20 protein-coding genes and 1 tRNA gene are annotated in these 25,504 nt (G+C 61.1%); 14 read left to right on the top strand and 7 right to left on the bottom strand.

The annotated features are described in order from the left end of the window. The first annotated feature begins 21 nt into the window (after window positions 1-21). Both DCC27_RS07335 and DCC27_RS07330 read left to right on the top strand, forming a co-directional pair. Entirely contained in the window at window positions 22-3,327 is a 3,306-nt protein-coding gene (locus tag DCC27_RS07335; protein WP_110110827.1) for a carboxyl transferase domain-containing protein, read from the top strand. A 99-nt stretch (window positions 3,328-3,426) separates the two neighbouring features. Further along, window positions 3,427-4,491, top strand: a complete 1,065-nt coding sequence (locus DCC27_RS07330; RefSeq protein ID WP_110110826.1) for a tartrate dehydrogenase — start codon at window positions 3,427-3,429, stop codon at window positions 4,489-4,491. A 57-nt stretch (window positions 4,492-4,548) separates the two neighbouring features. Here the strand turns inward: DCC27_RS07330 and DCC27_RS07325 are convergent. From DCC27_RS07325 to tmk, 4 genes are all read right to left on the bottom strand, one after another. Beyond that, a tRNA-Thr gene (locus tag DCC27_RS07325) sits at window positions 4,549-4,625 on the bottom strand. A gap of 114 nt (window positions 4,626-4,739) precedes the next feature. Beyond that, a complete protein-coding gene (locus DCC27_RS07320; protein ID WP_110110825.1) occupies window positions 4,740-6,389 on the bottom strand; it encodes an alpha/beta hydrolase in 1,650 nt (549 codons plus the stop codon). Window positions 6,390-6,406: 17 nt separating this feature from the next. Continuing rightward, entirely contained in the window at window positions 6,407-7,639 is a 1,233-nt protein-coding gene (locus DCC27_RS07315) for a DNA polymerase III subunit delta' (RefSeq protein ID WP_110110824.1), read from the bottom strand. After that, window positions 7,636-8,400, bottom strand: coding sequence for a dTMP kinase (tmk, locus tag DCC27_RS07310; RefSeq protein ID WP_110110823.1), 765 nt, complete (start codon window positions 8,398-8,400; stop codon window positions 7,636-7,638). The genes DCC27_RS07315 and tmk overlap by 4 nt, the downstream gene beginning before the upstream one ends. Before the next feature lie 84 nt (window positions 8,401-8,484). Between tmk and DCC27_RS07305 the strand changes: the two genes are divergently transcribed. Genes DCC27_RS07305 through DCC27_RS07290 form a run of 4 tightly spaced genes read left to right on the top strand, consistent with a single transcriptional unit; the run spans window position 8,485 to window position 12,944 of the window. Next, on the top strand, window positions 8,485-8,829 hold the full coding sequence (locus DCC27_RS07305; protein WP_110099890.1) for a DUF2516 family protein: 345 nt from the start codon (window positions 8,485-8,487) through the stop codon (window positions 8,827-8,829). Window positions 8,830-8,871: 42 nt separating this feature from the next. After that, a complete protein-coding gene (locus DCC27_RS07300) occupies window positions 8,872-9,618 on the top strand; it encodes a phosphoglyceromutase (protein WP_110110822.1) in 747 nt (248 codons plus the stop codon). A 21-nt stretch (window positions 9,619-9,639) separates the two neighbouring features. Next, window positions 9,640-11,946, top strand: coding sequence for a chorismate-binding protein (locus DCC27_RS07295; protein ID WP_110110821.1), 2,307 nt, complete (start codon window positions 9,640-9,642; stop codon window positions 11,944-11,946). Then, window positions 11,943-12,944: a hypothetical protein gene (locus tag DCC27_RS07290; protein ID WP_110110820.1), complete on the top strand. Its 1,002-nt coding sequence runs from the start codon at window positions 11,943-11,945 to the stop codon at window positions 12,942-12,944. The genes DCC27_RS07295 and DCC27_RS07290 overlap by 4 nt, the downstream gene beginning before the upstream one ends. Window positions 12,945-12,985: 41 nt before the next feature. Here DCC27_RS07290 and DCC27_RS07285 read toward each other — a convergent pair whose 3' ends face one another. Continuing rightward, window positions 12,986-14,293, bottom strand: coding sequence for a DUF4921 family protein (locus tag DCC27_RS07285; protein WP_183145619.1), 1,308 nt, complete (start codon window positions 14,291-14,293; stop codon window positions 12,986-12,988). 68 nt (window positions 14,294-14,361) lie between these two features. Beyond that, window positions 14,362-15,024 (bottom strand): phosphate signaling complex protein PhoU, encoded by a 663-nt coding sequence (gene phoU / locus DCC27_RS07280; protein WP_110099894.1) that lies wholly within the window; start codon window positions 15,022-15,024, stop codon window positions 14,362-14,364. 321 nt (window positions 15,025-15,345) lie between these two features. Between phoU and DCC27_RS07275 the strand changes: the two genes are divergently transcribed. Together DCC27_RS07275 and DCC27_RS07270 are read left to right on the top strand one after the other, a co-directional pair. Then, window positions 15,346-16,479, top strand: coding sequence for a cell wall metabolism sensor histidine kinase WalK (locus DCC27_RS07275; protein ID WP_110099909.1), 1,134 nt, complete (start codon window positions 15,346-15,348; stop codon window positions 16,477-16,479). Beyond that, window positions 16,476-17,156, top strand: a complete 681-nt coding sequence (locus tag DCC27_RS07270; protein ID WP_110099895.1) for a response regulator transcription factor — start codon at window positions 16,476-16,478, stop codon at window positions 17,154-17,156. The genes DCC27_RS07275 and DCC27_RS07270 overlap by 4 nt, the downstream gene beginning before the upstream one ends. Before the next feature lie 126 nt (window positions 17,157-17,282). Here DCC27_RS07270 and DCC27_RS07265 read toward each other — a convergent pair whose 3' ends face one another. Further along, complete coding sequence (locus DCC27_RS07265) at window positions 17,283-17,825, bottom strand: hypothetical protein (protein WP_110110819.1); 543 nt, start codon at window positions 17,823-17,825, stop codon at window positions 17,283-17,285. A gap of 183 nt (window positions 17,826-18,008) precedes the next feature. Here DCC27_RS07265 and cysS point away from each other — a divergent pair, with 183 nt between their 5' ends. The 6 genes from cysS to DCC27_RS07235 all read left to right on the top strand — a co-directional run bounded on the left by cysS (window position 18,009) and on the right by DCC27_RS07235 (window position 25,450). After that, the gene (cysS, locus tag DCC27_RS07260; protein ID WP_110110818.1) at window positions 18,009-19,457 is read left to right on the top strand and encodes a cysteine--tRNA ligase; all 1,449 of its coding nucleotides are present in this window, start codon (window positions 18,009-18,011) and stop codon (window positions 19,455-19,457) included. Beyond that, the gene (rlmB, locus tag DCC27_RS07255) at window positions 19,454-20,377 is read left to right on the top strand and encodes a 23S rRNA (guanosine(2251)-2'-O)-methyltransferase RlmB (protein WP_110110817.1); all 924 of its coding nucleotides are present in this window, start codon (window positions 19,454-19,456) and stop codon (window positions 20,375-20,377) included. Before cysS ends, rlmB begins: the two co-directional genes overlap by 4 nt. Further along, window positions 20,374-22,506, top strand: coding sequence for a glycogen debranching protein GlgX (glgX, locus tag DCC27_RS07250; protein ID WP_110110816.1), 2,133 nt, complete (start codon window positions 20,374-20,376; stop codon window positions 22,504-22,506). The genes rlmB and glgX overlap by 4 nt, the downstream gene beginning before the upstream one ends. A gap of 81 nt (window positions 22,507-22,587) precedes the next feature. Next, window positions 22,588-23,589, top strand: a complete 1,002-nt coding sequence (locus tag DCC27_RS07245; protein ID WP_110110815.1) for an ABC transporter substrate-binding protein — start codon at window positions 22,588-22,590, stop codon at window positions 23,587-23,589. A 99-nt stretch (window positions 23,590-23,688) separates the two neighbouring features. Next, window positions 23,689-24,666: an ABC transporter permease gene (locus DCC27_RS07240; RefSeq protein WP_110110814.1), complete on the top strand. Its 978-nt coding sequence runs from the start codon at window positions 23,689-23,691 to the stop codon at window positions 24,664-24,666. Beyond that, window positions 24,659-25,450: an ABC transporter ATP-binding protein gene (locus tag DCC27_RS07235; protein ID WP_110110813.1), complete on the top strand. Its 792-nt coding sequence runs from the start codon at window positions 24,659-24,661 to the stop codon at window positions 25,448-25,450. The genes DCC27_RS07240 and DCC27_RS07235 overlap by 8 nt, the downstream gene beginning before the upstream one ends. Window positions 25,451-25,504 lie beyond the last annotated feature (54 nt).

Genomic DNA, 25,504 nt, shown 5'->3' with positions numbered 1-25,504 from the left:
CCCTTGATCAGGAGGACCACGATGCCCACCGTGCTGGTCGCGAACCGTGGAGAGATTGCCGTGCGTATCGTGGAGGCAATCCACGCGGTGGGGATGAGCGCCGCCGTGGTCTATACCGCCGACGATCAGGCACACATCCGGCACGCCGACGTGGCGGTGGAGCTCAACGGTACCGGGGTGGGGCCGTATCTGGATATCGATCAGGTGATCGCAGCCGCGCAGTCGGTGCAGGCCAGTTACCTTCACCCTGGGTACGGATTTCTCTCAGAGAATCCGGAGCTAGCCCGGGCCGCCCAGCAGGCTGGGATCGTGTTCGTCGGGCCTGATGCGCACGTGCTGGAGGTTTTCGGTGATAAGGCCCGGTCGCGACAGTTGGCTGTCTCGGTGGGGGGTCCGGTCGTTCCTGCCACGGGGTTGAACCCGGACTTGCCACAGGCTCAAGAATTCTTGGCTGAGCACGGCACCGTGATGATTAAGGCGCTCGCCGGTGGTGGCGGGCGAGGGTTGCGCCGGGTGTCGGATCCGGCGCAGTTGGAGTCACTGATGCGCGAGTGCGCCCGGGAAGCGCAACAGTTCTTCGGGGCCGCAGATGTGCTGATCGAAAAATTCGTGGCCGACCCGCGCCACGTGGAGGTGCAGGTGATCGGAGACGGGCACCACGTGCAACAGCTGGGAGAACGAGACTGCTCGGTGCAACGTCGCCACCAAAAGATCGTGGAAATCGCGCCGAGCCCGCACCTGAGCGAGCAGCTACGGGAACGTCTGACTGCAGTGGCGCGACGGATCGCTGAGGCGGTGCAGTTGAGGTCGTTGGCGACGGTGGAGTTTTTGGTGACCGGTCAGGGACCCGACGACGACCTCTACTTTATGGAGGTCAATCCGCGCTTGCAGGTCGAGCACACGGTGACCGAGGAGATCACCGGTGTGGATCTGGTGGCCGCTCAGTTGCACCTGGCGGCCGGGGCATCACTGACGGAACTCGGTCTGGACCAGCCACCGGTATCGCGAGGGTATGCGATTCAGGCCCGGGTCAACGCGGAGGTATTGGAGGCCGACGGAACGGTGACCCCCACCGCGGGCACGGTGGAGCATTTATCGTTACCGGCCGGGCGCTATGTGCGGGTTGATACCGCGCTTCGGGCACCCGCGGTGATCAATCCCCGGTTCGACTCGCTGATCGCGAAGGTGATCGGACGCTCGGAGACCTTTGCCGGGGCTGCTCAGGTGACCGCCCGGGCGTTACAGGACCTTTCGACCGCGCCGGTGGACACCAATCGTGGCCTGTTGCATGCGATCCTGACAGACGAGCAGTTCCTATCCGGGGCCATCACCACCGGATATCTCCAGGCTCGACTGCCGCAGTTACGAGAGCACCCGCCAGTCGGGCAACTAGACGACCAGTTGCAGGACGTATCAGCTAGGCGGGCAGCGCTTCCACATCAGGTCACCGCAGAGAGCCGGCGCGCGGTTCCTGAGGGGGCGCAACCCATCAGCACCCAGGTCACCGGGGTCGTGATCTCGGTCGAGGCGACACCGGGCGAGCGTGTGCCGGCTGGGACGACGGTGGCCACGGTGGAAGCGATGAAAATGGAACATCCCGTACGGGCGCGCACCGAGTGCGTGGTGCAGGGTGTGTTGGTCGAGGTCGGAGACACCGTCGAAGCTGGGCAACCACTGGCCTATGGTCAGTCGATGTCCGACCACAATGCCGTCTCGAGCGAGTCCAGTGACCCCGATCGCCCGGCGGGTTCGGACCGGACCAGCTCGACCAACCTCGAGGAATGGCAACCGGAGTTGGACGAGCTAGCCCGGCGAGGCGAGTTCGCTCACCAGCACGGGGGTACAGCCAAAGTCGAACGCCAGCACGCCGCGGGTAAGCTTACCGCACGGGAACGGATCGCACAGTTGGCTGACGAAGGTTCCTTTGCCGAGATCGGAGCGCTGACCGGATTCGGTGAGTACGATGACCAGGGTCGTCTGATCCGGGTCAAACCCACCAATTATCTGTCCGGCACCGCCTCGATCGCAGGGCGACGGGTGCTGTTAGGGGTTGATGATTTCACGATCCGTGGTGGATCCGGAGATGCCGCGATCTATGACAAACAAATCTTCACCGAGCAACTGGCCGGGGAAATGCGGGTCCCAATGGTGCGGGTGCTCGACGGGGCCAGTGGGGGCGGGTCGGTCACCAAAGTGCTGGATGCCCAGGCAATGTATCTGCCGGTCAACCCGGCGTGGAATCACGTGGTCGACAATCTTTCCCGGGTTCCGGTGGTCTCGGTGTGTGCTGGCCCTACGGTCGGGCTCGGCGCGGCTCGGTTTGTTATGTCTCATTTCGGGGTGATGATCGAGGGGATCGGGCAACTGTTCACGGCCGGACCACCGGTGGTCAAAGCCGCCACCGGTGAAGACTTGAGTAAAGAAGAACTCGGCGGGGCCACCGTGCACCGAGGCAACGGCACCGTGGAACGAATCGTGGCCGATGAACAGGCCGCCTATCGGCTGGTCCGGGAGTTTCTGTCCTACCTTCCGTCCTCGGTCGATGAGATCCCCGAGGCCATTGCCACCGATGACCCGGTGGATCGAGCCGATGAGGCCCTCGTCTCGGCGATTCCTCGCAACGAACGACAGATCTATGCCATCGAGCCGATCGTGGAGGGTATTTTTGACCGGGGCTCGGTGTTCCGCTTTGCCGAATACGGGGCCGGCACCTACACGGCGCTGGCGCGACTAGACGGACACCCGGTTGGCGTCATCACCGCTAATCCGGCCCACGGTGCGACGTTATCCCGCGAGGGTGCGATGGCGGTCGAGCGCCTGGTGAACCTGTGTGAGGCCTTCCACGTGCCGCTGGTGAGTTTGACCGATCAGGCCGGGATGACGATCGGCTCCCGCGCGGAACGAGATGCCACGATCCGGCTCGGTGCTCGGGCAATCAGTGCGATCTATCAGGCCAAGATTCCGCAGGCCGAGATCATTCTGCGGCGGGTGTACGGGGTCGGTGGTGCTGGGATTGTCAACCGGCACCGGGCGGTGCGTAGCTGGGCTTGGCCCTCGGGAGATTGGGGGTCGCTACCATCCCAAGGCGGAATCGAGGCGGCGTTCCGTTCTGAGTTGGCGACTCATCCCCATCCGGGACAGCGCTTGGCAGAGATCACCGAACAACTGCAACGGTACTCCTCACGGTTTCGAACCGCCGAAACGTTCAGCGTCCAAGACATCATTGATCCCCGAACCACCCGCCGGCGACTGTGCGAGTGGATCCATGACGCCTACCGGGTGCTACCGCGTCTTCTCGGGGCGCCCTGCTTCGGTGTGCGCCCCTAAGTACGGCTGGTAGCTCAGAGTCATACCAGCGTGCACCGTAGAGTGGTTTCAGACAGCTCACGGCACAACCGATCCACACAGAGAGGCGGAACAGGAACCATGGTTCATCGGATTGCAGTGATTGCCGGAGACGGTATCGGCCACGAAGTCGTGCCCGAAGGCCTCAAGGTCTTACAGGCCGTTGCCGAAGCGTATCAGGTGCCCCTAGAATTTGAGCACTTTGAGTTTGCTTCGGCACAGTATTGGTCGCAAACCGGGCACATGCTACCGGAGAACTGGAAAGCGATTCTCAGCGGGTTTGATGCGATCTATTTTGGTGCGGTGGGGTGGCCACAGACGGTGCCCGACCATATCTCGTTGTGGGACTCGCTACTGACATTCCGCCGGGAGTTCGACCAGTACGTCAATCTCCGTCCAGTGAAACTTCTGCCCGGGGTTCCCTCACCGTTGGCCCACCGTCAGCCCGGAGAGATTGACTTCGTGGTGGTCCGGGAGAACACCGAGGGGGAGTATTCCCGCATTGGTGGCACCATGTTCGAGGGCACTGAACGAGAAATCGTGGTCCAAGAGACCTTGATGACCCGGACCGGGGTGGACCGGATCGTGAAATTCGCCTTCGAGCTGGCCGAACAGCGTCAGCGGAAACTGACCTCGGCAACTAAATCCAATGGCATCTCGATCACCATGCCTTACTGGGATCAGCGGGTGGCTGAGCACGCCAGACACTTCCCCCAAGTGGAGGTTGAAAAATTCCACATTGATATTTTGGCAGCCCACTTCGTCTTGCACCCGGACCGGTTTGACGTGGTGGTGGCCTCAAACCTGTTCGGTGATATTCTCTCCGATCTCGGTCCGGCGTGCACCGGAACCATCGGGATAGCCCCGAGCGGGAACATCAATCCGACCGGTAGGTTTCCCTCGCTGTTCGAACCGGTGCACGGCTCCGCCCCGGATATCGCCGGCCAGGGGATCGCCAATCCGATTGGCCAAATCTGGGCCGGTGCGATGATGATGGACTTCTTGGGGTACCGCGAGGCGGGGCAGGCGATCGTCACCGCCTTCGAGCAGGTGCTGGCTGACAGCGCGGTGCGCACCCCGGATCTCGGCGGGACCGCGGGGTGCGCAGAGCTGGGAACCGCCATTGCTGAACGGGTCACTCGCTGAGAGCTCAGCGTTGCGGGTCGGGGCGTTGAACACCCGGGCGCCCGGACCGGGCACGTCTGGAGCCTCCTACCGGATTCGAACCGGTGACCTGCTCTTTACGAGGGAGCTGCTCTGGCCAGCTGAGCTAAGGAGGCGAGGCTGAACAAGCCACGACTAGAAATCATAGCGGTTGCGGTGGCCGTTGAGCAAAACGTTGTGCTCAAGCATGACAGCTGACCACAGACGTTCGGGGCACGCCAGGGCGAGGACTAGGCGTTCGGGCAGGTGGTGCCGTCCTCCGGTACGGTGCCGTGGATCAAGTAGTCATCCACCACCTCGATGATGCAATCGTTACCGGGAACGTAAGCGCCGTGGCCTTCACCCTGATGGGTGACCAACACGCCGGAATCGAGTTGACTGGCCAGGGCCTCAGACCACTGGTAGGGGGTAGCCGGATCCCCGGTGGTGCCCACCACGACAATGGGGTCTGCCCCGGTGGCAGAGACTTCACGGCGTGGCTCGGGGGTCTCAATCGGCCAGACGTCACAGGCGATCGCTCCATGAGACATATACGGTCCAAACGTCGGGGAGACCTGCGCGAGTTGCTCGGCGTGAGCATCCATGTGCTGTTGATCGGCATCGACCGGGTGGTCGGCGCAGTTGATGGCATTAAAGGCGTCAAAACTGTTGGTGGTATAGGTGCCATCCGGGGCCCGGTCGGCCGTGATATCAGCCCAGGACTGCACCAGCGACGGGTCACCATCGATGGCCTCGGTCACGCCCTGCCCTAGCAACGGCCACGACGCTTCGGAATACAGGGGCACGATCAGCCCTGACACGAAGGTCCCGATCGGCACATCCCGCCCATCAGCGGCGGTGGGCGTCGTCTCGGCGACATCGGCTAGCAGGTCGCGGACGGTCTCCACGATCTGCGTGGTGGAGCCCTCTAGCTGACATTGATTCGGGGTCTCGGTGCACCAGGTGGCCCAGGCGTGGAGGGCTTGTTCAAATCCTTCGGCCTGAGCCAAGGTGATCTCGTCGGTGCCCACCGCCGGATCGAGCGCGCCGTCAAGCACCATGGCCCCAACCCGATCCGGGAACTGCTCCGCGTAGCTGGCACCCAACGCGGTGCCGTAGGAATAACCCAGGTAACTCAGCTTCTCATCTGCGAGCACGGCCCGCAGAATGTCCATATCCTGGGCGGCACTGTCGGTATCGATATGATCGAGCAGCTCACCGGAATTCTCATCACAGACGCTGGCATACTCTTCGGCCTGCTCGCGAACCTGCGCTAAACCCTCATCGCCGGAGAGATCGCCCTCATCAACGGCGCGCAACTCATCGGTACCGGCATCATCGAAACACTCCACCGCAGAGGAATCACCCACCCCGCGGGGATCAAAACCGGTGATGCTGAAGGCCTCGAGCAGATCCTGGGAAAACAGGGTCTCGGGGTCTTGCTGAACGAAATCAACACCGGAGGCACCCGGTCCGCCGGGGTTGACGAGGAGGCTGGGCTGATCCGCGGCGGTCCCGGCCGGACGGGTCACTGCAATCTGGATTGAGGCCTCCTCGGGGTGGTCATAGTCTAAGGGGACTTGCACCATCGAGCACTCGAAGTCCGTCGTCTGCTCGCACTCGGACCATGCCAGGTCTTGATCGTAGTAGGACTCCAGGTTGCCAGCCTCCTGAGAGATACCGGGGTTCTCATCCTCGTCCTCGGGCTGACCGTTCTCGGTGGGTTCCTCAGAGCCCTGGCCGTCAGTGACAGGCTGCGAATCGCGACCGGTGTTGGTGCTGTTCTGGTCTTGCTCAGACGAGCAGGCAGACAGCCCGAGACTCAGCGCGGTGATGACCGCCAGGGCGGTCGTGGTAGTGCGGTCAGACAGCCAGCGTGGGGTGGTGGGGGATGGGGGCATTGGTGATCCTTCCTCACTCAGGGGCGGGGTCGGCGTGGGATCAAGGCCAGAAACATGGCTTCCAGGGCCAACTGGGGTGGGACATTGCTCCGCAGGCGTAGCCGGGCCTCGTTGATGGCCTGTAGCGCGTTGAGAGGGTGGGCCGGGGTCACGGTACGGGCGTAGTCGAGTAGCTGATCGGTCAAATGCGGATTGATCAGCTCGATATCGTGACGGGTCGTGGCATCCGGAACGTGCTGAATCATCAACACATCCCGGTACAGTCCACTCAGATCAATCATCGCCCGATCTAATGCATCGTGCACGCTACGTTTCGTTCGGGCGGTCTGCTCCTCCTCGAGACGTTTGACGTGGTGGCGCAGTTTCGGCGGAATCGTTTCATCCGCGTTCAACCCCAAGGACCGCAACAGGCTGGCGCGTTCGTCGGCGTTGCGTTCGGTGGCCGAGTCATCGGCTTCTTGCTTGGTGAGTGCGACGAGTTCTTCGGCGGCTGCCACCGCTGCCGAGGCGGTGCGAATGGTCAGTGGCAGGCGCACCACCTTATCCCGGCGGCGCATCGCCTCGTCGTGACTGGCTAACCAGCGGGCCATTCCTACATGGTGTTGAGCCAGCTGGGCAGCACATCGCGCTCGTTGCGGATCGAGGCCGTCGCGGGAGACCAGCAGATCCGTGACATCCTTCAGCGAGGGGATCGCCAAGTTGACCGAGCGGGTGCGGGATCGAATAGTGATCAGCACATCGGCCGGGGAGGGGGCACATAGGATCCACAGCGTGCGCTCGGGGGGTTCCTCAATGGATTTCAGCAACACGTTGGTGGCCCGTTCGGTCATCCGGTCGGCATCTTCCATGATGAAGATCCGCCAGCGCGCGGTGGCCGGGCGGTCCTGGGCCTCGGCGACCAGGGAGCGGACTTCCTCGATCGTGTAGTTGACCTTCTCGGTGGCCAGGATCTTCACATCCGGGTGAGAACCGGCCGCCACCGTGGTACAAGCCGGACATTGCCCACAACCACGTTCGGCGAGCTGCTCGCGCTGACAGACTAGCGACTGGGCGAAAGCTCGGGCAGCGGTGGAGCGACCCGACCCCGGAGGCCCGGTAAACAGCCAGGCGTGGGCTGGGGCGCGCAGTGTCTCGGGACGAGTTAGTTGGGCAATCACGTGGCGCTGGCCGGCCAGATGGCGCCAGACCGGCGGAAACTGGCGCGAGAGATGCGAGTCAGTGGCGAAACTGGAGTTGACGGTGTGGTTCATCGGCGCGACTCCGGGGGCCCCGCGGGTCCGGTCGACGCCGTCGGCTCGATCAATGCCCGGGTCAGCAGATCCTGCTGCACGCGCTGGGCAATGGTGCGGGCGATGTCGCTGACCTCACCGGTGGCATCCAACACGAGGTGGTGTACGGGATCGGCGGCCGCTTGGGCGAGGAAAGAGTTCCGCAACCGCGTGTGGAAGGCGTACCCGGCCGATTCGATCCGATCCTCACCGACACTGTGTTGTCGTGCCCGGCGTCGGTGCGCGCCCAGCTCGGGGTCGAGATCCAACACGATGGTCAGATCAGGACGTAGTCCCGCCACCGCTGGGGCATTGAGCCGTGAGACCAGATCTTCGCCCAGCTGACGGCCGGCCCCCTGGTAGGCCACTGACGATGCCAGAAAACGATCGCTGACCACCACGTGTCCGGACCGTAGTGCCGGGTCAATCACCTCAGCACAGTGGGAGGCGCGTGCCGCGGCGAACAGATAGGCCTCGGTCAACGGCGTGATGTGCTCCTGTGGGGACTCCAACAGTAAAGTCCGGACGTTTTCGGCCAGCGGGGTCCCGCCGGGTTCCCGGGTGTGGATAATCCGCTGATCGGGATGCACCCACGGCAAACCGGCCAACAACTTGTGCAACCGGGATTTTTGGGTGGATTTGCCGGTACCGTCGCCACCCTCAAACACCACAAAATACCCGGTGCGGTCGTCGAGCGCGTCCGGGCGACGGGCAGAAGCAGGATCAAGTGCGGGGTGACTCACGCGGATCAGTCTACCCAAAACCCGACGAGCAACACTCAGGGTGTGATCGAGATCGAAACCAGGATCTGCGCGTAGAATAGCATCATGCTGACATTATCTACCCCCGGGGCGATTGTGCTGACCATTGAGCACTGGCTCAGCATCATTTTTGCCGTGGTGTCACTGGTCATCCAACTCTGGGCGTTCATCGATTGCCTGGGGCGCAAAAGTCGTGACTTCCTGGCTGTGGGACGTCAGTCGAAAAACTTCTGGCTGTTGCTGACCGGGATCTCGGCGGCTGTCGGTACCATCATGACCGCCCTGCCGTTGCTGTTCTACCAGGTCGGAACCACCGGCCTGCTGACTCTGGTAGCGCTGTGTGTGGCTGCGGTGTACCTGGCCGGTCCGCGCCGTGAGATCAAAGGAGACACCGGCGGATACGCCTTTTAGTCCGCGGGTGAGGTGACCGACAAGACCCGATATGCTGGAGCCATGACTCAAAATTATCGTCTCGTGCTCTTGCGTCACGGCCAAAGTGTTTGGAACGAAAAGAACCTGTTCACCGGGTGGGTGGATGTCCCGCTGACCGAGAAAGGTCGCACCGAAGCGACCCGCGCCGGGGACCTGCTGGCTGAGGGTGGCTTTTTGCCCGATGTGGTGCACACCTCGCTGTTGCGCCGGGCCATTACCACCGCGAATCTGGCTCTGGACACCGCTGATCGGCAGTGGATTCCGGTCAAGCGTTCCTGGCGATTGAATGAGCGCCACTACGGTGCCTTGCAAGGCAAGAATAAGACCGAAGTACGCGATGAGTACGGCGAAGAACAGTTTATGATCTGGCGTCGATCCTACGATACGCCACCGCCGGAGTTGGCAGACTCCTCCACCTGGTCCCAGATCGGAGACCCCCGCTATGCGGACTTGGGAGATAACGCCCCGCGCACCGAGTGCTTGAAGAACGTGCTCGAGCGTCTGTTGCCCTACTGGAACGACGCGATTATTCCGGATCTGGCCGAGGGCAAGACCGTGCTCATCGCCGCCCACGGTAATTCGTTGCGCGCTCTGGTTAAGCACCTGGAGAACATCTCCGACGACGATATTGCCGGGCTGAACATCCCCACCGGAATTCCGCTGGTCTACGAGCTGGATACGGACTTTGCCCCGCTCGCCCCGGGACGCTACCTGGACCCTGAGGCCGCTAAAGCTGGTGCTGCCGCGGTGGCCTCCCAGGGCAAGTAGTCGGCCCGGTCATCCGCCACGATGGTGTCGGCTCACCGTCTGCTGGTGATCGATCACCAGGACTCCTACACCTATAACTTGGTGGACCTACTGGCTACCATCTCGGCAACCACCCCCACGGTGGTCGAACACCGCGAGATCACTGCTGAGCTGGTGGCCGCAGTGCGCGCCGGCGCCTACACACATGTGGTGCTCTCACCCGGTCCGGGGACCCCCACCCGAACCCAGGACTTTGGAGCCACCGCCGAGATCATCCGAGCAGCCGGTGATATTCCGGTACTTGGGGTCTGCCTGGGTCTGCAAGGCTTGGCGATGCTACACGGAGCCACCATCGACCGCCTACCTCACCCCGCCCACGGCCAGGTCTGTGCGATCCAGCACTCTGGGGAAGGGATCTTTTGCGGGATCCGCCAACCCACCACCGCGGTGCGCTACCACTCGTTGCAGGTTACCGATCTGCCTCAGGACCGGATGCGGGTGCATGCCCGCACGGAGGATGACGTGGTCATGGCGCTAAATGTGCTCGATGAGCAGGGCGGGCCCACCAACCACTGGGCAGTGCAATATCACCCCGAATCGGTGCTGACCGGGCACGGTCCGGATCTGATCCGGAACTTTCTGGCTCTCGGAGACACCGCGGCCACTGGATCCGGGAGCACCTGCCAGAGTCCTGTGGACAGTCGGTCGGCCAGCATCCAGCACGCCCCACCCCAGCCGGCACACCAGGCCCGGCCCGAATACCGGATCTATTACCGCCAGCTCAACGGGTATCGGGCCGATACCGCAGCGACCTTCGCGCGCCTGCGCGCACGTGCGCGCACGCCTGAGACCGATGTGGCGATCTGGCTGGATACCTCCGCGCCCAGCTCAGCCGGTGCCACCGGACCGATCCGCAGCATCCTGGCTGCACATATCGGCCCGCTGTCCCAAGTGGTCCGCTACCGGGCCACCGATGAGCAGTTGTGGGTGCTCACCGGCTCGGCTGCGGATGCCGGGAACTTCCAGCAACTCCGCGGGAACGTATTGGAATATTTGCAGGACCACCACCTGCTGACCGACGCCGCTGACTTCAGCCACACCGCCCCGGGGTCGGTTGGATTCCGTGGTGGGTGGTTAGGGTATTTCGGATATGAAGCTTGGCAGCACATCACCCCCGGTCTCCTCACGGCACCACGTCATCGGTCCCAGGTGCCCGACGGGTACTGGTTGCGCCCACAGTGTTTCACTGTGATCGAGCCCGATACCGTCCACCTCTACGCTATCGGTGACCCGCGGCTGCTGGATGATCTCCACCAGGATCTGGTGCCACTGGGTCCCCAGACTGACCCGCCACCGGCAACCGACGAGCGACTCCTCAGCGAAGACAGCTCGCTGACCCCACCCGGTGACACCGGGTCTTGGCAACTGGGTGACGAGCAGTACCTGCAGGCAATCGACCGGATCCAGGAACACCTGGCGGCCGGGGATGCCTACGAGGTATGTCTGACCGATACTTACACCCAAACCGTGCCCGAACAGCTCGACACCTTCGCGCTGTATTGCCGGCTACGTCAGGCCAACCCGGCGCCATACTCGGGTTACTTGTGTTTTGACTGTTTTGCAGGGCTCGAGCTCGACCGCTTCGGTCGGACCGATCATCGCCTGGAGATCCTGTGTAGCTCGCCCGAACGATTCCTGACGATTTCGACAAACGCTGTGGGGGAACGAATTGTCGAATCCAAGCCCATCAAAGGCACCGTGGCGCGTAGCGCGGATCCCGAGCGCGACCGGCAGATCACCGCCGAGTTGGCCACCGACGAGAAAACTCGGGCCGAAAATCTCATGATCGTGGACCTGCTACGCCATGACCTCAGCCGAGTGGCCGAACCCGGCACCGTGCACGTGCCACAACTGATGAATATCGAAACCTACGCAACTGTGCACCAGATGGTGTCGACTATTACCGGTCGGCTTGCGCCCCAGACCAGCGTGGCCGAGGTACTGGAAGCCAGCTTTCCCGGCGGGTCGATGACCGGTGCACCGAAAGTCCGGTCCCTGGAGATCATCGATGCGCTGGAGGCTGGCGCCCGGGGTGTGTACTCGGGTACCATCGGTTGGCTGGGAACTCAAGGGGAAGCCGACCTAAATATCGTGATTCGCACGCTGGTCCGGCATGGATCACGGGTCTCGATCGGTGCCGGTGGAGCCATTGTCGCCGATTCGAACCCTCAGGCGGAGCTGGCCGAACGCAATCTCAAAGCCCAGGTGCTGATCACCGCACTGAACCGCGCCGTCCAGGAGACGACCGCCGACAGTACCCGAACAAGGCCGAAAGGGGAACGACCATGATGCTGGTCTATGACCTGAACCGCGACCGGTTCGACCCGGTTCCGGTCGAGGCCAGCGCCGAGGGGCGAGTGTACGCGGACCAGGTGGTGTTGGCCGAGTCTTTTCGGGTTCGGCACGGTGCCGCACCGGATCTCCGGCGCCACCGAGACCGCTTTCTGGACGGGTGGTATCGATTGAGTGCGCAACCGGAGACCGCCGGCCTTGTGCCCTGCCTCAGCGGTGGCACTGCACCGATCGAACACATTTGGTGGCGAGGCATTCAAACGTTGTCAGAACACGTCACCGACCGGCCAAACCCGACCACCGAGCGCCCGGATCTGTTCCCCCGGATTGCGGTCGAAATCCCGGAACGGTCTGCCCGGGATGCTCCGACGCCGAAGGTGACCTTGTCGTTACGAGTTGCGGCCCCGTTCCGGCAGATAACCCGCCTGTGGATTCCGGCAACCCCTGATCCACGACGGTATCCGATGATCAAAGGCCCCGATCTGGCCAGATTGGCTACCTTTACTCAAGACTCTCGGGCCACGGCGATCCGAGAGGCGGACGTGGACATCGACGATGTGGTGCTCCACGACGGACGAGCCGTGTGCGAAGCCGGCAGCGCTGCCTTGGCGATGGTTGACGACGATCAGCTGGTGTTCTTCTCCGGGGAGGCCAGACTGCCGTCCACCAGTCTGGCCTGGCTCCAACAGGCATGTGCAGAAACCGGGGGTAGATTCGGGGCGATGCGCATCACCGCAGACACAGTCTTGCTCGATGACTTCCTCCGCCGGGTCACCGATCCTCAAGCGGGGGGAGCCATCTATTTCAATGCGCACCGTGGCCCCAGCGCAGTGGTCTTGGCCGGGGCAGAGAACACTGTTCCGAACGTAGGCCGGACGTCGGTGAGTCAGGATCTGTTGGAATGGGTCGAGCGCCTGCGCCTCCGGTGGCTGGACAGCTTCAGGCCCGTGGAGCAACAGTGGCGACAGGGGCTAACCGAGGTGGCGCCGGGTTAGCTGGCGGGGCTAGTGTATTGGGTTGCCCGGTGCGCTACTGCTCAATCTAGATACCGGAGTGAATTCAGCCGATAGGAGCACTCCTCGCCGATTGCCACCGTTTCCGCAATGAGACCCTCATCCCTGAGTCGAAAGAGCTCCGGGAGGACCCGATCGCGTAGCGTCCAGGGGTCGATGGTGTTGACATAGATCTTGGTGCCACCTTCAAAACCAGCGAGCGTGGAGACCCGCCATTTCATCAGCACCCGCCACGGCATGTTCACAACCGAACCGATCGGCTGGGCGTACCACTCTTCATTGGCCGGCACGAGAGGACCGGTGGCGGCGTGCATTGCCTGGACGAGATCGGAGACGCCCCGTAGCTCGTCGGTGGTGTGGTCGAAGGGCTGGGCGTGTTCGGAACGGGACCACACTTCCAAGCAGGGGTAGCGGTGCCCCACCCCGGCGAGCATGACCGCATGCTCGTTTTCGGCCAGCACGAGGTTGTGATAGCCAGCGTAGTCAACGGCGGCTTCGTTATACAGGTTGGGATTCTGGCGTAGCAAAGTTTCTTCACGTGCCGCCCATACGGGAGGTTGGTCAATGCCGACGAGTTGTTTATGCAGGTGATCGAAACTTGCCCCGGCGGGTTTGAGCCAGTTTTGGAAGACCTGGACATAACGCACGTAGCGGTTCTGGGCATAGATACTGCGCATCGCGTCGGCGCTGAGTTCAAAGAACGCCGCATGTTCATCGGGTGTCAACGTACCGGCTGAGGCTAGCTGGTCACTCCGGGTGGCTCCCGGCTGGAAATGGTGGCGACCGATGATCAGCTCGTGGCCGCCACCGAAGAAGGATAGTGTCGCGTTTTCTCGGGATGTGGCGGTGGACTCGATACCGGAGGCCTGGAGCTTGGTGGTGACAATGTCGTCGACGTGTTGCCGACCTGCCGGATCTGCCAGATACCGTTGCATCCGATCACGGTCGGAATGAGAAAGCTGATAGCCGTAGTTTTTCGCCCAATAGTCGTAGCTGAGGATCTCGAACAGGTTGGGCACCCGCCGGAAGTTCCACGGGTCCTCGGTCAGTTGACTGGCAGTTAGCCCGGTCCGAATGGCTGTGCCCACGGTGATTCGGGATTTTTCCGGGGGCGTGTCCATCAGTCTGCCGGGACAAAACGCACAGAAGTGGTCGACCTCGGCGGGGTCGAGGGGCTTAACTGCTGGGCTCGCTACGTTGAGGGGCCGCTGGGCTCTGCCGGGGACGGTCCACACCTGGGTGCCAGAAAATGGGTTGGTCTGTTTGACGGTGCCGTCGGTCATCTTGGTGAGCGGGGGTGGGTACAGCGTGTCAGACCAGGTGGGAACCATAAGTCCTACAGTATGCGAAACGGCCCCGGTGGAGAACCGGGGCCGTGCGCGGGGTAGAGGTGACAGTCTTACTCGGCGGAGGCCACGTTCGGCTCCCACTCACCGGTGACCAGGTAGGCCACCTTGCGAGCGATGGAAACGCTGTGATCGGCGATCCGCTCGAAGTAGCGAGAAGCCAGGGTGACGTCAGCGGTCTGGTACGGGGTACCTTCCCAGCTAGGGTCGGCAATGGCAGCGAAGTTCGCTTCGTGAATCTCGTCGATTTCGGTGTTGAGCTTGACGATCTCACGGGTGAGATCCAGGTCGTGAGTCTTCAACAGTTCATCAAGCTTGACGGCGACCTCGACGGTGTTGTCTGCCAGAGCCTTGAAGGCTTCACGGCGGGATTCCGGAACGACGTGCTCGGGGTAACGCAAGCGGGTCAGCTGAGCGATGTGGCGAGCCAGGTCGCCGGTGCGCTCCAGCGACGACGACATACGCAGGGCTGCGACCAGGGTGCGCAGGTCAGTGGCTACCGGCGACTGTAGCAACAACAGCTCGATGGCTTTCTCGTCCAGGGTGTTCTGCAGATAGTCGATCCGAGCATCTTCGGAAATAACGGTCTCAGCCAGCTCGACATCGGCGGTTTCGAACGCGGTGCGAGCCTGCTCAACGGCACGGCGCACCAAACCGGCAATTTCTTCCAGCTGGTCTCCCAATGCCTTCATATCGGCCTGGAATAGTTCACGCATGTGAATTGTCCTCTTTTCTAGGGTGTCTTTGCTGTCAGTCTAGTCAGCGCGCCGTTTAACGAGCAGTCAGAGCACGGAGAACAGCACAGTAGCCGGCCGCAGGCGCGCGGCCAGATCCCACCATCTCGTACTGAAGTTAACGTCATTTAAACACAAACTAGCTTGGTGTGCACGATAGGTGGCTTTAAAACTTCCGGTGGACCAGAGGCGTTTTTCTCCGTACGCAAGCCCAAAAATTCGGTACTGTGTTGAGGTGTGAACGACCCGGTAGTTATTGGCATCATCTGCGGATTAGCTGGTGTTGTGCTGGGTGTTTTGGCCATGTGGGCGTTGAGAGCATCCGAACAGCGCCACGCGATCCACTACGAGGTCGACGAGCCCTCGATCCCCACCGGCGCAGCTGAAGTTTTGGCTGTGGTGGGGCGCGCTTATGCGGTCGTGGACGCTGTTGACGGTGTAGTGCGAGCTAATCCATCGGCCTATGCATTCGGTCTGGTTCGGGGCCACCGGCTGGCCCAACACAAGCTGATCGAATTGACCAGACGTGTCCGTGCTGATGGTGCAATTATCGACCAGCGCTTTGAACTGCCGCGTGGACCGCTGGGAGAAGGCGCCTGGATGGTCCAGTTGCGGGTGGCGCCATTGAGTGACGAATACATTTTGCTCTTGGCCGAAGATCGTTCACAGGTGTCTCGGACCGAAGCGATCCGTCATGATTTCGTTGCCAACGTCTCCCACGAATTGAAAACCCCGGTGGGCGCGATCCGGTTGCTGGCCGAAGCGATCGATGACGCAGCCGATGACCCGCTGGCGGTGCGACGGTTTGCCGATCGTTTGTCGGTGGAATCAATGCGCTTGGGTGCCTTGGTGCAAGACATTATCGAACTCTCGCGCCTGCAGGGTAAAGACCACGTCGATACGGCCGAACCTGTGCGTATTCCTGGACTGGTCCGTGAAGCGATGGATCGGGTGCGTACGGAAGCTGAACGGAAAAATATTACGCTCAAGACAGCGCAGATGGCCGATGCGATGGTCTTCGGCGATGCTGACCAGCTCATGACAGCGATCCGTAACCTGATCGATAACGCGGTGAGCTACTCACCCGATGACACTACGGTGGGCATCGGCGTCAAGATCGCTAAGGGCCTGGTCCAAATCTCGGTGACGGACCAGGGACCGGGCATCGATGTCGACGAACAAGAACGCATCTTTGAGCGTTTTTATCGCGTCGATAGCGCCCGTTCTCGAGGAACCGGCGGAACGGGTCTGGGCCTGAGTATTGTAAAACACGTGATTGCTAACCACGGTGGTGAAGTTTCGGTATGGTCGCGCGTGGGGCATGGATCGACATTTACGATCCGACTTCCGCTTGTCGACCCTGACACTGTGGATATTATTGACAAAGATGACACGAAAACCACCACCGATCACGGTGGGAAAGGAGAGCGGCCATGAGCCGTATTCTCGTGGTGGAAGACGAACCTTCCATTAGCGATCCACTGTCCTACCTTTTAGAACGAGAAGGGTTTGAAACCACCGTCGTTGAGGATGGGAATGAGGCGGTTGAGGAGTTCGAACGCCACGGTGCTGACCTGGTATTGCTGGATCTGATGTTGCCGGGACAGTCAGGTACCGAAGTCATCCGTCAGATTCGGCAGAACTCGACGGTTCCTGTCATCATGCTCACTGCGAAGGACTCCGAGATTGACAAGGTCGTGGGCCTGGAACTTGGCGCCGATGATTACGTCACCAAGCCGTATTCATCGCGTGAGCTTGTCGCCCGGGTACGTGCGGTACTGCGTCGCCAGTCTGAACCAGAAGACACCGAAGCCTCGATTATCGAAGCGGGCAATGTGCGCATGGACGTTGAACGGCACGTGGTATCGGTCGACGGTGAAAATATTGCGATGCCGCTGAAGGAATTCGAACTCCTCGAGATGCTGTTGCGCAACTCCGGGCGCGTGCTGACTCGCGGGCAACTGATCGATAGGGTATGGGGCCCCGATTATGCCGGTGACTCCAAGACCTTGGATGTGCATGTCAAGCGGTTGCGTACCAAGATCGAACCAGATCCTGCCGAACCGCGCTATCTGGTCACGGTGCGTGGTCTGGGCTATAAATTCGAGCTCTAGTTCTCGTCTTCTCGTCGCGTTGTCTTTTCCTCACCACAACGGCGGTGGGACTGCATCGTGAAGATCAGTTCCACCGCCGTTGTGGTGTGCCGGTACGACGGCCCGGATCGCGCTGGGGTAGGCGGGCTAGTGCCCTTCGTAGTCCTCGGAGTAGGGGCCTTCGTAATCCTGCAGGTGTTCCACGTTTTCTTCCGGATCAAAGTCTTCTTGCGGCACGAACTGCCGGTACTCTTGCAGAGTGCCATCCAGCACGCTGACCTGAAGGTCTGCTGAATCGCCCATGCTCTCGACCTCAGAGTCCACCATCTCGCCGGGCGCACCCGTGGTGTTGTCGATGACCACAGCGTTCTCATCGTCTTCCAGAGCAATCCGTTCGCCGGCGGGAACAGTCCACGTGGCCGAGTCAGATCCGACCTTAATAGTGACCGTGGCCTCTGCATCCGACCGGTTATCCAGGCTACCAATGAAGCGACCGGCCCCATTGGGCTCATCAGAAACCAGAGCCAGGTTGCGGATCGCCATATCGGAGACTTCGACTTGGACGCCGTCGGACGGCGCATAATCCATGGTGGTGGCCTGGTCGTTGATAAACATGCAACCGCTGGTACCGAAAGCGGTCGCGACAACCAATCCCACTCCGGTCGCGCGACGGATAATAGAACCCTTCACGGTGGTTTCTCCTCAATAAAGGTGCGATGAAAAAGTCAAAATAACTCAACCCCGAGGTTACCGTAAAAAGCTAGCGAATGCTTCTGTATGGCATCCCCTCATCAGGGCCTAGCCGAGCACCCGACGGCATTCAGCCGATGCCAGCTTAGGGTTCAGCAAGTCGACCCGGTAGACTCTGTACGCGTGGCACAACGATTTTATGACTCCAAGACCGCACAGATCCGCGACTTTGAACCTCTGGTTCCCGGTAAAGTCTCGCTGTACTACTGTGGTGCCACCGTGCAGGGCAAACCACACGTCGGTCATATCCGCTCCGCTATTGTTTTCGACATCCTGATTCGCTGGATGGAGTACAGCGGTTTCGACGTCATCTCGGTGCGTAACGTGACCGATATCGATGACAAGATTCTCGACCGCTCAGCGGCTTCCTATGGGGAAGACTTTCAGCCCGATTCGCTGTATCCGTCCGAAGATCCATGGTATGTGCTGGCCTACCGTTTCGAACGGGCCTTCCACGAGGCCTACACGAGCGTTGGGGTGCGTCCGGTCAGCTATGAACCACGCGCGACCGGTCATATTCCGGAAATGATCGTGCTCATTGAGCGGCTGATTGAGGCTGGACACGCTTATCCGGCCCTGGACGGCACAGCTGACGTGTACTTCGAGGTGGCCTCATGGGCCGAGTACGGATCGTTGACTCGCCAGTCCATCGATCAAATGCAGGATGCAGCCGATGCCGATCCACGCGGGAAAAAGGACCCCCGCGATTTTGCACTATGGAAAGCCGCCGACCCGAAAGACCCCGAGACCGCCGGTTGGAACTCACCCTGGGGTCGGGGCCGGCCAGGGTGGCATCTGGAATGCTCGGCGATGTCGACCAAGTATCTGGGCGCCCAGTTCGATATTCACGGTGGTGGCCTCGATCTGCGGTTCCCCCACCATGAAAACGAACTGGCCCAATCAACGGCTGCCGGAGATGGGTTCGCTCGATACTGGTTGCACAACGGGTTGGTGACGATCAACGGGGAGAAAATGTCGAAATCGATCGGCAATATTGTCACCCCCGAACAAATGTTGGCCTCGGCCCGCCCAACCGCGGTGCGCTACTTCTTGGGTCAGGCCCACTATCGGTCGCAACTGGATTATCAAGACTCCTCATTACAAGAGGCCCAGGCAGCCGTGGAACGCATTGAGTCCTTCCAAGCACGGGCAACCCGTACCGTGGAGGCCACCGGCGAGCGCCAGGTGACCCCGGAATTCCGGGCTGCTATGGAAGATGACTTGAATGTCCCGCAGGCGTTGGCTGCTCTGCACGCCACCGTGCGTGCCGGTAATATTGCTCTGGATACCGGAGATTCTGTCGCTGCGGCCCAAGCGCTGGATCAGGTCAATACGATGGTTAGCGTCCTCGGGCTGGATGATGTCCCAGAAAACGATGACGTGGCCGGAAACAACCAGGTGCTGGATGCGGTAATTCAGGCGCAGCTTGACGCTCGGGCCCAGGCGCGCGCGGATAAAGATTGGGCTACCGCCGATACCATTCGCGACACGCTAGCCGCTGCCGGGATTACCATCGAGGACACGCCTTCGGGCGCCGAGTGGCACCTGGCAGAAAGGACATCGAGACCATGAGCAGCCCCCGCAAGAAAAAAGGCCCCACGAAGGGTAGTGGTGGTCAAGGACGGCGCCGTCTAGAAGGGAAAGGTCCCACTCCCAAAGCCGAGGATCGCACCTGGCACAAAAACTATAAACCCAAGAAAAAACGACCCACGAAGGCGCCGAAAACCAAACACGATGCGGTGGCCGGACGCAACCCGGTCGTGGAAGCCCTGCGCACCGAGATTCCAGCCACTGGATTGTATGTGGCCACCGGCGTGACCATGGACGAACGGATCCGTGAGGCCTTGAAGCTCGCCGCCGATCGAGGTCTTCCGGTGTTAGAAGCCACCATGCCCGAGCTGGACCGGATGACCCGGGACGCCAAACACCAAGGGATTGCTCTGCACATTCCGCCCTATGAGTACCAGGACGCCACGGAATTGGGCCTGCAGCTGATGGCGGATTGGAACCGTGGCTACCGGCAAGAGCCGCCATTGATCGTGGCTCTGGACTCCATCACCGACCCCCGCAACCTGGGTGCGATGGTCCGCTCTGCTGCTGCATTTGGGGTCGACACCGTGGTGGTGCCCGCCCGTCGCTCGGTGGGCATGACCGCCACCGCCTGGAAGACGTCTGCCGGTGCCGCTGCTCGGCTCCCGGTCTCCCAGGTCGTGAATTTGCCGACCATGCTCGTTGAATATCAGAAGGCCGGCATGTTTGTGATCGGGCTGGATGGCCACGGTAGCCAAACCCTGCCGGGGCTTCCTCTCGCCACGGAACCTCTGTGCGTGGTCGTCGGTTCCGAAGGAAAAGGACTGTCTCGACTGGTTGCAGATACTTGTGATCAAATTGTCTCGATTCCGATTGTCGAGTCCACCGAGTCACTTAATGCCTCGGTGGCTGTGGGCGTGAGCCTGTATGAAATTTCCCGCCAACGAAACGGTCGTGCATGACTGAAACGATGACATCCACCTATCCCTCACGGCCCAACCCGTGGGGGCTGTCCGAGTCCTTAGAACAAGTTCCCGACCGCTGGTTGCAGAACTTTGCCGTCTACGCGCCCGGGTTGCAGGCCGCTGATGTGGTCTTCACCTCCGCCGGACTACCGCTGGACCACACTCCCGGCCTGGAGGATCTCACTCGCGTCCAGTTGCCGGGATTGAGCGGTGGCGTGCACCACGGAGTGATCCCGGATCTGCATGACGGGGCGATGTATGCCATCATCGATCGCGCCACCGCCGATGAAGACATCCTCGAGGCCATCCTGCTTGACCCCTACGCTGCTGCGGTGACCGAGCGGGAAGGCTATTGGTGGTCGGTGGCCATGCACAGTTCCTTTGACTGGGACGGAGTGACCCGCCCCCAGGTACCAATGCGTGACACCGTCATCTATGAGGCCCATGTGGCGGGTCAGACCAAGCTACACCCGCACATCCCCGAGCACCTGCGTGGCACCTATGCCGGCATGGCTCACCCGGTGATGATTGACTACCTGAAAGATCTGGGCATCACCACGATCGAGCTGTTGCCCGTCCACCACTGTGTCTCCGAGAATCACCTGGTCGATAAGGGGCTGGATAACTACTGGGGCTACAACACCATCAACTACTTCTCCCCGCACCCCCGCTACGCCACAGCAGAATCCCAGGCTCAAGGCCCAGCGGCGGTGGCCACCGAGTTCAAGGGCATGGTCAAGCTGTTGCACCAGGCCGGGCTGGAGGTCATCTTGGACGTGGTCTATAACCACACCGCTGAAGAAGGCCAAGGCGGCCCGGTGCTGTGCTGGCGCGGGTTGGGCGATCGTGCGTACTACCGGTGGGACCCCACCGGTGAGCACTACGACGACACCACCGGTTGTGGTAATGCGCTGGACTTTTCCAATCCCGCCGTGGTGCGGATGACGCTGGACTCGCTACGCACCTGGGCTAGTGATTTCGGGGTCGACGGCTTCCGTTTTGATCTGGCGACCACCCTGGCTCGTGACGAGGAAAACACCTTCTCGCCAACCCACCCGCTGTTGGTGGCCATCACCCAGGATCCGGTGCTGTCCAAAGTCAAGATGATCACCGAGCCGTGGGATGTCGGCATGGGAGGATGGCGGACCGGGCAATTCCCGCCCGGATTTTGCGACTGGAATGACCACTATCGCGATATCGTCCGTGAATTCTGGGTGCTCGGCCGGCGCGCACTGGTGCGCGGGGAACAACCCAGTACCCTGGGACGGTTCGCCGATGTACTGGCCGGCTCGCAGAACATCTTTGCCGAATCCGGGCGCTCGCCGCTGGCCTCGGTCAATTTCGTCACCGCCCACGATGGATTCACGCTGGCCGATGTGGTCAGCTACGACCACAAACACAATGAGGCCAACGGCGAAGATAACCGAGATGGAACCGATAACAACCGGTCCTATAACCACGGGGTGGAAGGTCCCAGCGATTTGCCGTCGGTTTCCCAAGCCCGGATGCAAACCCAGCGCAACGTGTTGGCGACCCTGGCCTTGTCGCTGGGGGTCCCGATGATTACTGCTGGGGACGAAATCGGACGTAGCCAAGGCGGAAATAACAACGCCTACTGTCAAGATAATGAGATCTCCTGGACCGACTGGTCGCTGTTGGACACACCCGAAGGTAAAGATCTTCACGATACGGTGCGCCTGTTGCTGACCATTCGGCGCAACTTCATGGCCGGCCAGCCCTACACTTACCCCTCGCAGTCGAACATGCTGTGGTTCAACGACGAAGGCCGGCCAATGAGCGCGGTCGAGTGGGAATCCCCGCAAGAGCGTTTCTTGCAAATGTTGCTCTCCGCCCCCGAGGGTAGTGTCGACGGTCTCGTGGTCTTCAATGGGGGGCTGGAATCCGAACAGTTCCGAATCCCCGATCTGGCCGAGTTGGCTACAGAGGTTGCCGACGGAGACGAGGAACACGTTATCCCGGTCGCCTCGGGTCTGCCTTTTGTCCGTGAGCTGACCACCAACGTGCCGGACCGTCCGCGACAAGGTGGACTAATCTATCCCGGTGAGACCGACACGATCGCCCCGTTTTCTGTGTCGATGTATTCCGTCCAACGGCACGAGTCCTAGCTTCTGAGGTGTAAAGTAATCTGGGTCACTGCACGTGAAGCGGTGACTGTATCACTCAACTCACCGATCACTGGAGAGCTCATGAAACACACCCGAGATCTACTGGCAGTATCCGCGACCGCGGTGATGGCCAGCCTGGCACTATCTGGATGCGGCGATAACGGTTCCGGGGGAGGCGACGGCGGGTCCTACCAGGTCGGGATTTCCCAGTACGTCGCTCACCCTTCTCTGGATGCCACCAGGGAAGGCTTCAAAGAGGCCCTGGAGGAAGCCGGACTCGAGGTTGACTACGATGAGCAAAATGCCGCCGGAGACCAGTCCACGGTGAACTCCATCTCCGGGAACTTCGCCAATAACAGCGACCTGGATCTGATCGTGGCCGTGGCAACCCCCTCGGCTATTGGGGCAGCGTCGGCGATCACCGATCGTCCGATCCTCTTCGGTGCTGTCACCGACCCGGTGGATGCCAACCTGGTGGAAGACTGGGAAGCCCCCGGTGGAAACGTCACCGGAGTCTCCGATCTGAACCCGGTCGAAGACCAGTTCCAGATGATCCGTGACGTAATGCCCGATGCCACCACCATCGGTATCCCCTACTCCTCAGCGGAGAGTAACTCCGAGGTCCAGGTGCGCTTGGCTCGTCAGGCCGCCGAAGAACTCGACTTCGAGATCGAAGAGTCCACCGTGACGAACTCCTCCGAGGTCCAGCAAGCGGTGAACACCTTCTCGGATGTGGACGCCATCTGGGTCCCGACCGATAACGTGATTGTCTCCACCCTAGAAACCGTGATCGGTTACGGAGAAGACCACCAGATCCCAGTCTTTGCCGGCGAACCTGATTCGGTCGAGCGCGGTGCGGTGGGCACCTTTGGTATCGACTACCATGCGCAGGGGCAACAGCTCGGTGAGATGGCCGTCGAGATTCTGGAAAACGGTGCCGACCCGGCAGAGATGGCCGTCATCCGTGCCGAGCCGGACACCATGGAAATGACTGTCAACCCCGGCGCGGCCGAGCGGATGGGCCTGGAATTCCCGCAAGACACCCTCGACGAGGCCGTCACCGTCGGCGACGACACCGAATAAGGTAACTCGGCCAGACAACAGGCCCGCTCGAGAATCAACGAAACACAGAACAACATAACGGACAAGACAAAGACAAGTCGAAAAGGAACCGATACCGAGATGCTGGTGGGTATTGAACTCGGGCTGATCTACGCGCTGCTCGCGTTGGGTGTGTATCTGACCTTTAGGATCCTGGATTTCCCAGATCTGACGGTGGACCAATCCTTTACCACCGGTGCCGCCACGGCAGCGATGATGATGGTCCATGGGGGCAGCAACCCGTTGCTGGCCATGTTGGCGGCCTTCGTGGTGGGGGCGCTGGCCGGGATCATCACCGGTCTGTTGCACACCAAAGGTGGCATCAACCCGCTCTTGGCGGGAATTTTAACCATGCTCGGGTTGTATTCAATCAACCTGCGCATCATGGGTAACCAGGCCAACGTGCCACTGTTGGGTACCGAGACGATCTTCACCTGGATGGGCCCCTACGCCCGTACCTGGGTGTCGATATTGATCCTGCTGGTCGTGGTGTTGGTGATCAAGCTGATTCTGGACTGGTTCTTGTCCACGGACCTCGGTCTGGCGCTGCAAGCCACCGGTAATAATGAATCGATGGTGCGTAGTTTCGGGGTCTCTACTGACACCATGAAGATCATCGGTCTGGCTGTCTCCAACGGTCTGGTGGGTCTGTGTGGCGCCGTGGTCGCCCAGTCACAGGGATCGGCCGATATCTCGATGGGTATCGGGCTGATCCTGGTGGGGCTGGCCTCGGTGATCCTCGGACAGGCGCTGTTTGGTCAACGCAACGTGTTCATCGCCACCACCGCGGTGGTCGTCGGGTCGATCCTTTATCGCCTGGCGATCCAAGGGGCTCTCGAGCTGGGGCTGAACCCCAACGACATGCGCCTGATTTCGGCACTGATCGTCATCGCAGCCCTGCTGTTGCCCAAGCTCAAGATCGTGCGGAGACTACGACGCAAGCGCGAGATTAACGCAGATCCCTCGGGTCCGGTCCAACCCATGCCTGAATACTTGCCCAGCGAACATACTGCGGGGACCGCACCGCGGGCCACATCCCAGGAGGGTCATCGTGCTTGAACTCACCAATATCTCCAAAACCTTCTTCCCCGGCACGCTTAACGAGCGCCGGGCACTGAAGAGCATTAACCTGACCCTGAACGACGGCGATTTTGCCACCGTGATCGGGTCGAACGGTGCCGGTAAATCCACCCTGTTAAACGTGATCGCCGGCAAGCTGATGCCCGACACCGGTTCGGTGTTGATCGACGGTCAGGACTTGACCCGTACTAAAGATCACCGGCGCGCTGCCCTGGTCGGGCGGGTGTTCCAGGACCCGCTGGCCGGAACCGCGCCGGATCTGACCATTGAACAAAATATGGCCGTAGCAGCCAAGCGCGGGCGCACCCGCGGGTTGGCAATGGCGGTCCGTCGCGAGCAGCGCGAGTTATTCGCCCGTGAGCTGACGGTGCTGGAACTGGGACTAGAACATCGGTTGAAAACTAAGGTCGGGTTGTTGTCAGGAGGCCAACGTCAGGCCTTGAGCCTGTTGATGGCGACCTTCTCGCATCCGCAGGTGATGCTCCTCGATGAGCACACCGCAGCCTTGGACCCGCAACGGGCCCAGCTGATCACCGAGCTGACCGCCAAGGTCGTCGAAGAACAGCAACTCACCACGTTGATGGTCACCCACAATATGTCCCAGGCGGTACAGGTCGGCAACCGGCTCATCATGATGCATGACGGAGAGATCATCTTTGATGTTTCTGGTGAGGAGAAATCCCAGTTGAGCGTTGCTGACTTACTGGAGAAATTCGCCAGCATCAAAGGTGCCGTCCTGGACGATAAAACCCTGCTGGATTAGGCATCCAGGCCTGATTGGCAACGATTCATCCGGCAACTCTGGCCCCGTGGTGCA

It is taken from the genome of Auritidibacter sp. NML130574, from assembly GCF_003185725.2.
In the GTDB taxonomy this organism is placed as follows: domain Bacteria; phylum Actinomycetota; class Actinomycetes; order Actinomycetales; family Micrococcaceae; genus Auritidibacter; species Auritidibacter ignavus.
The sequence above is the reverse complement of the archived record's forward strand: the minus strand, read 5'-3'. Positions and strand labels throughout refer to the sequence as shown.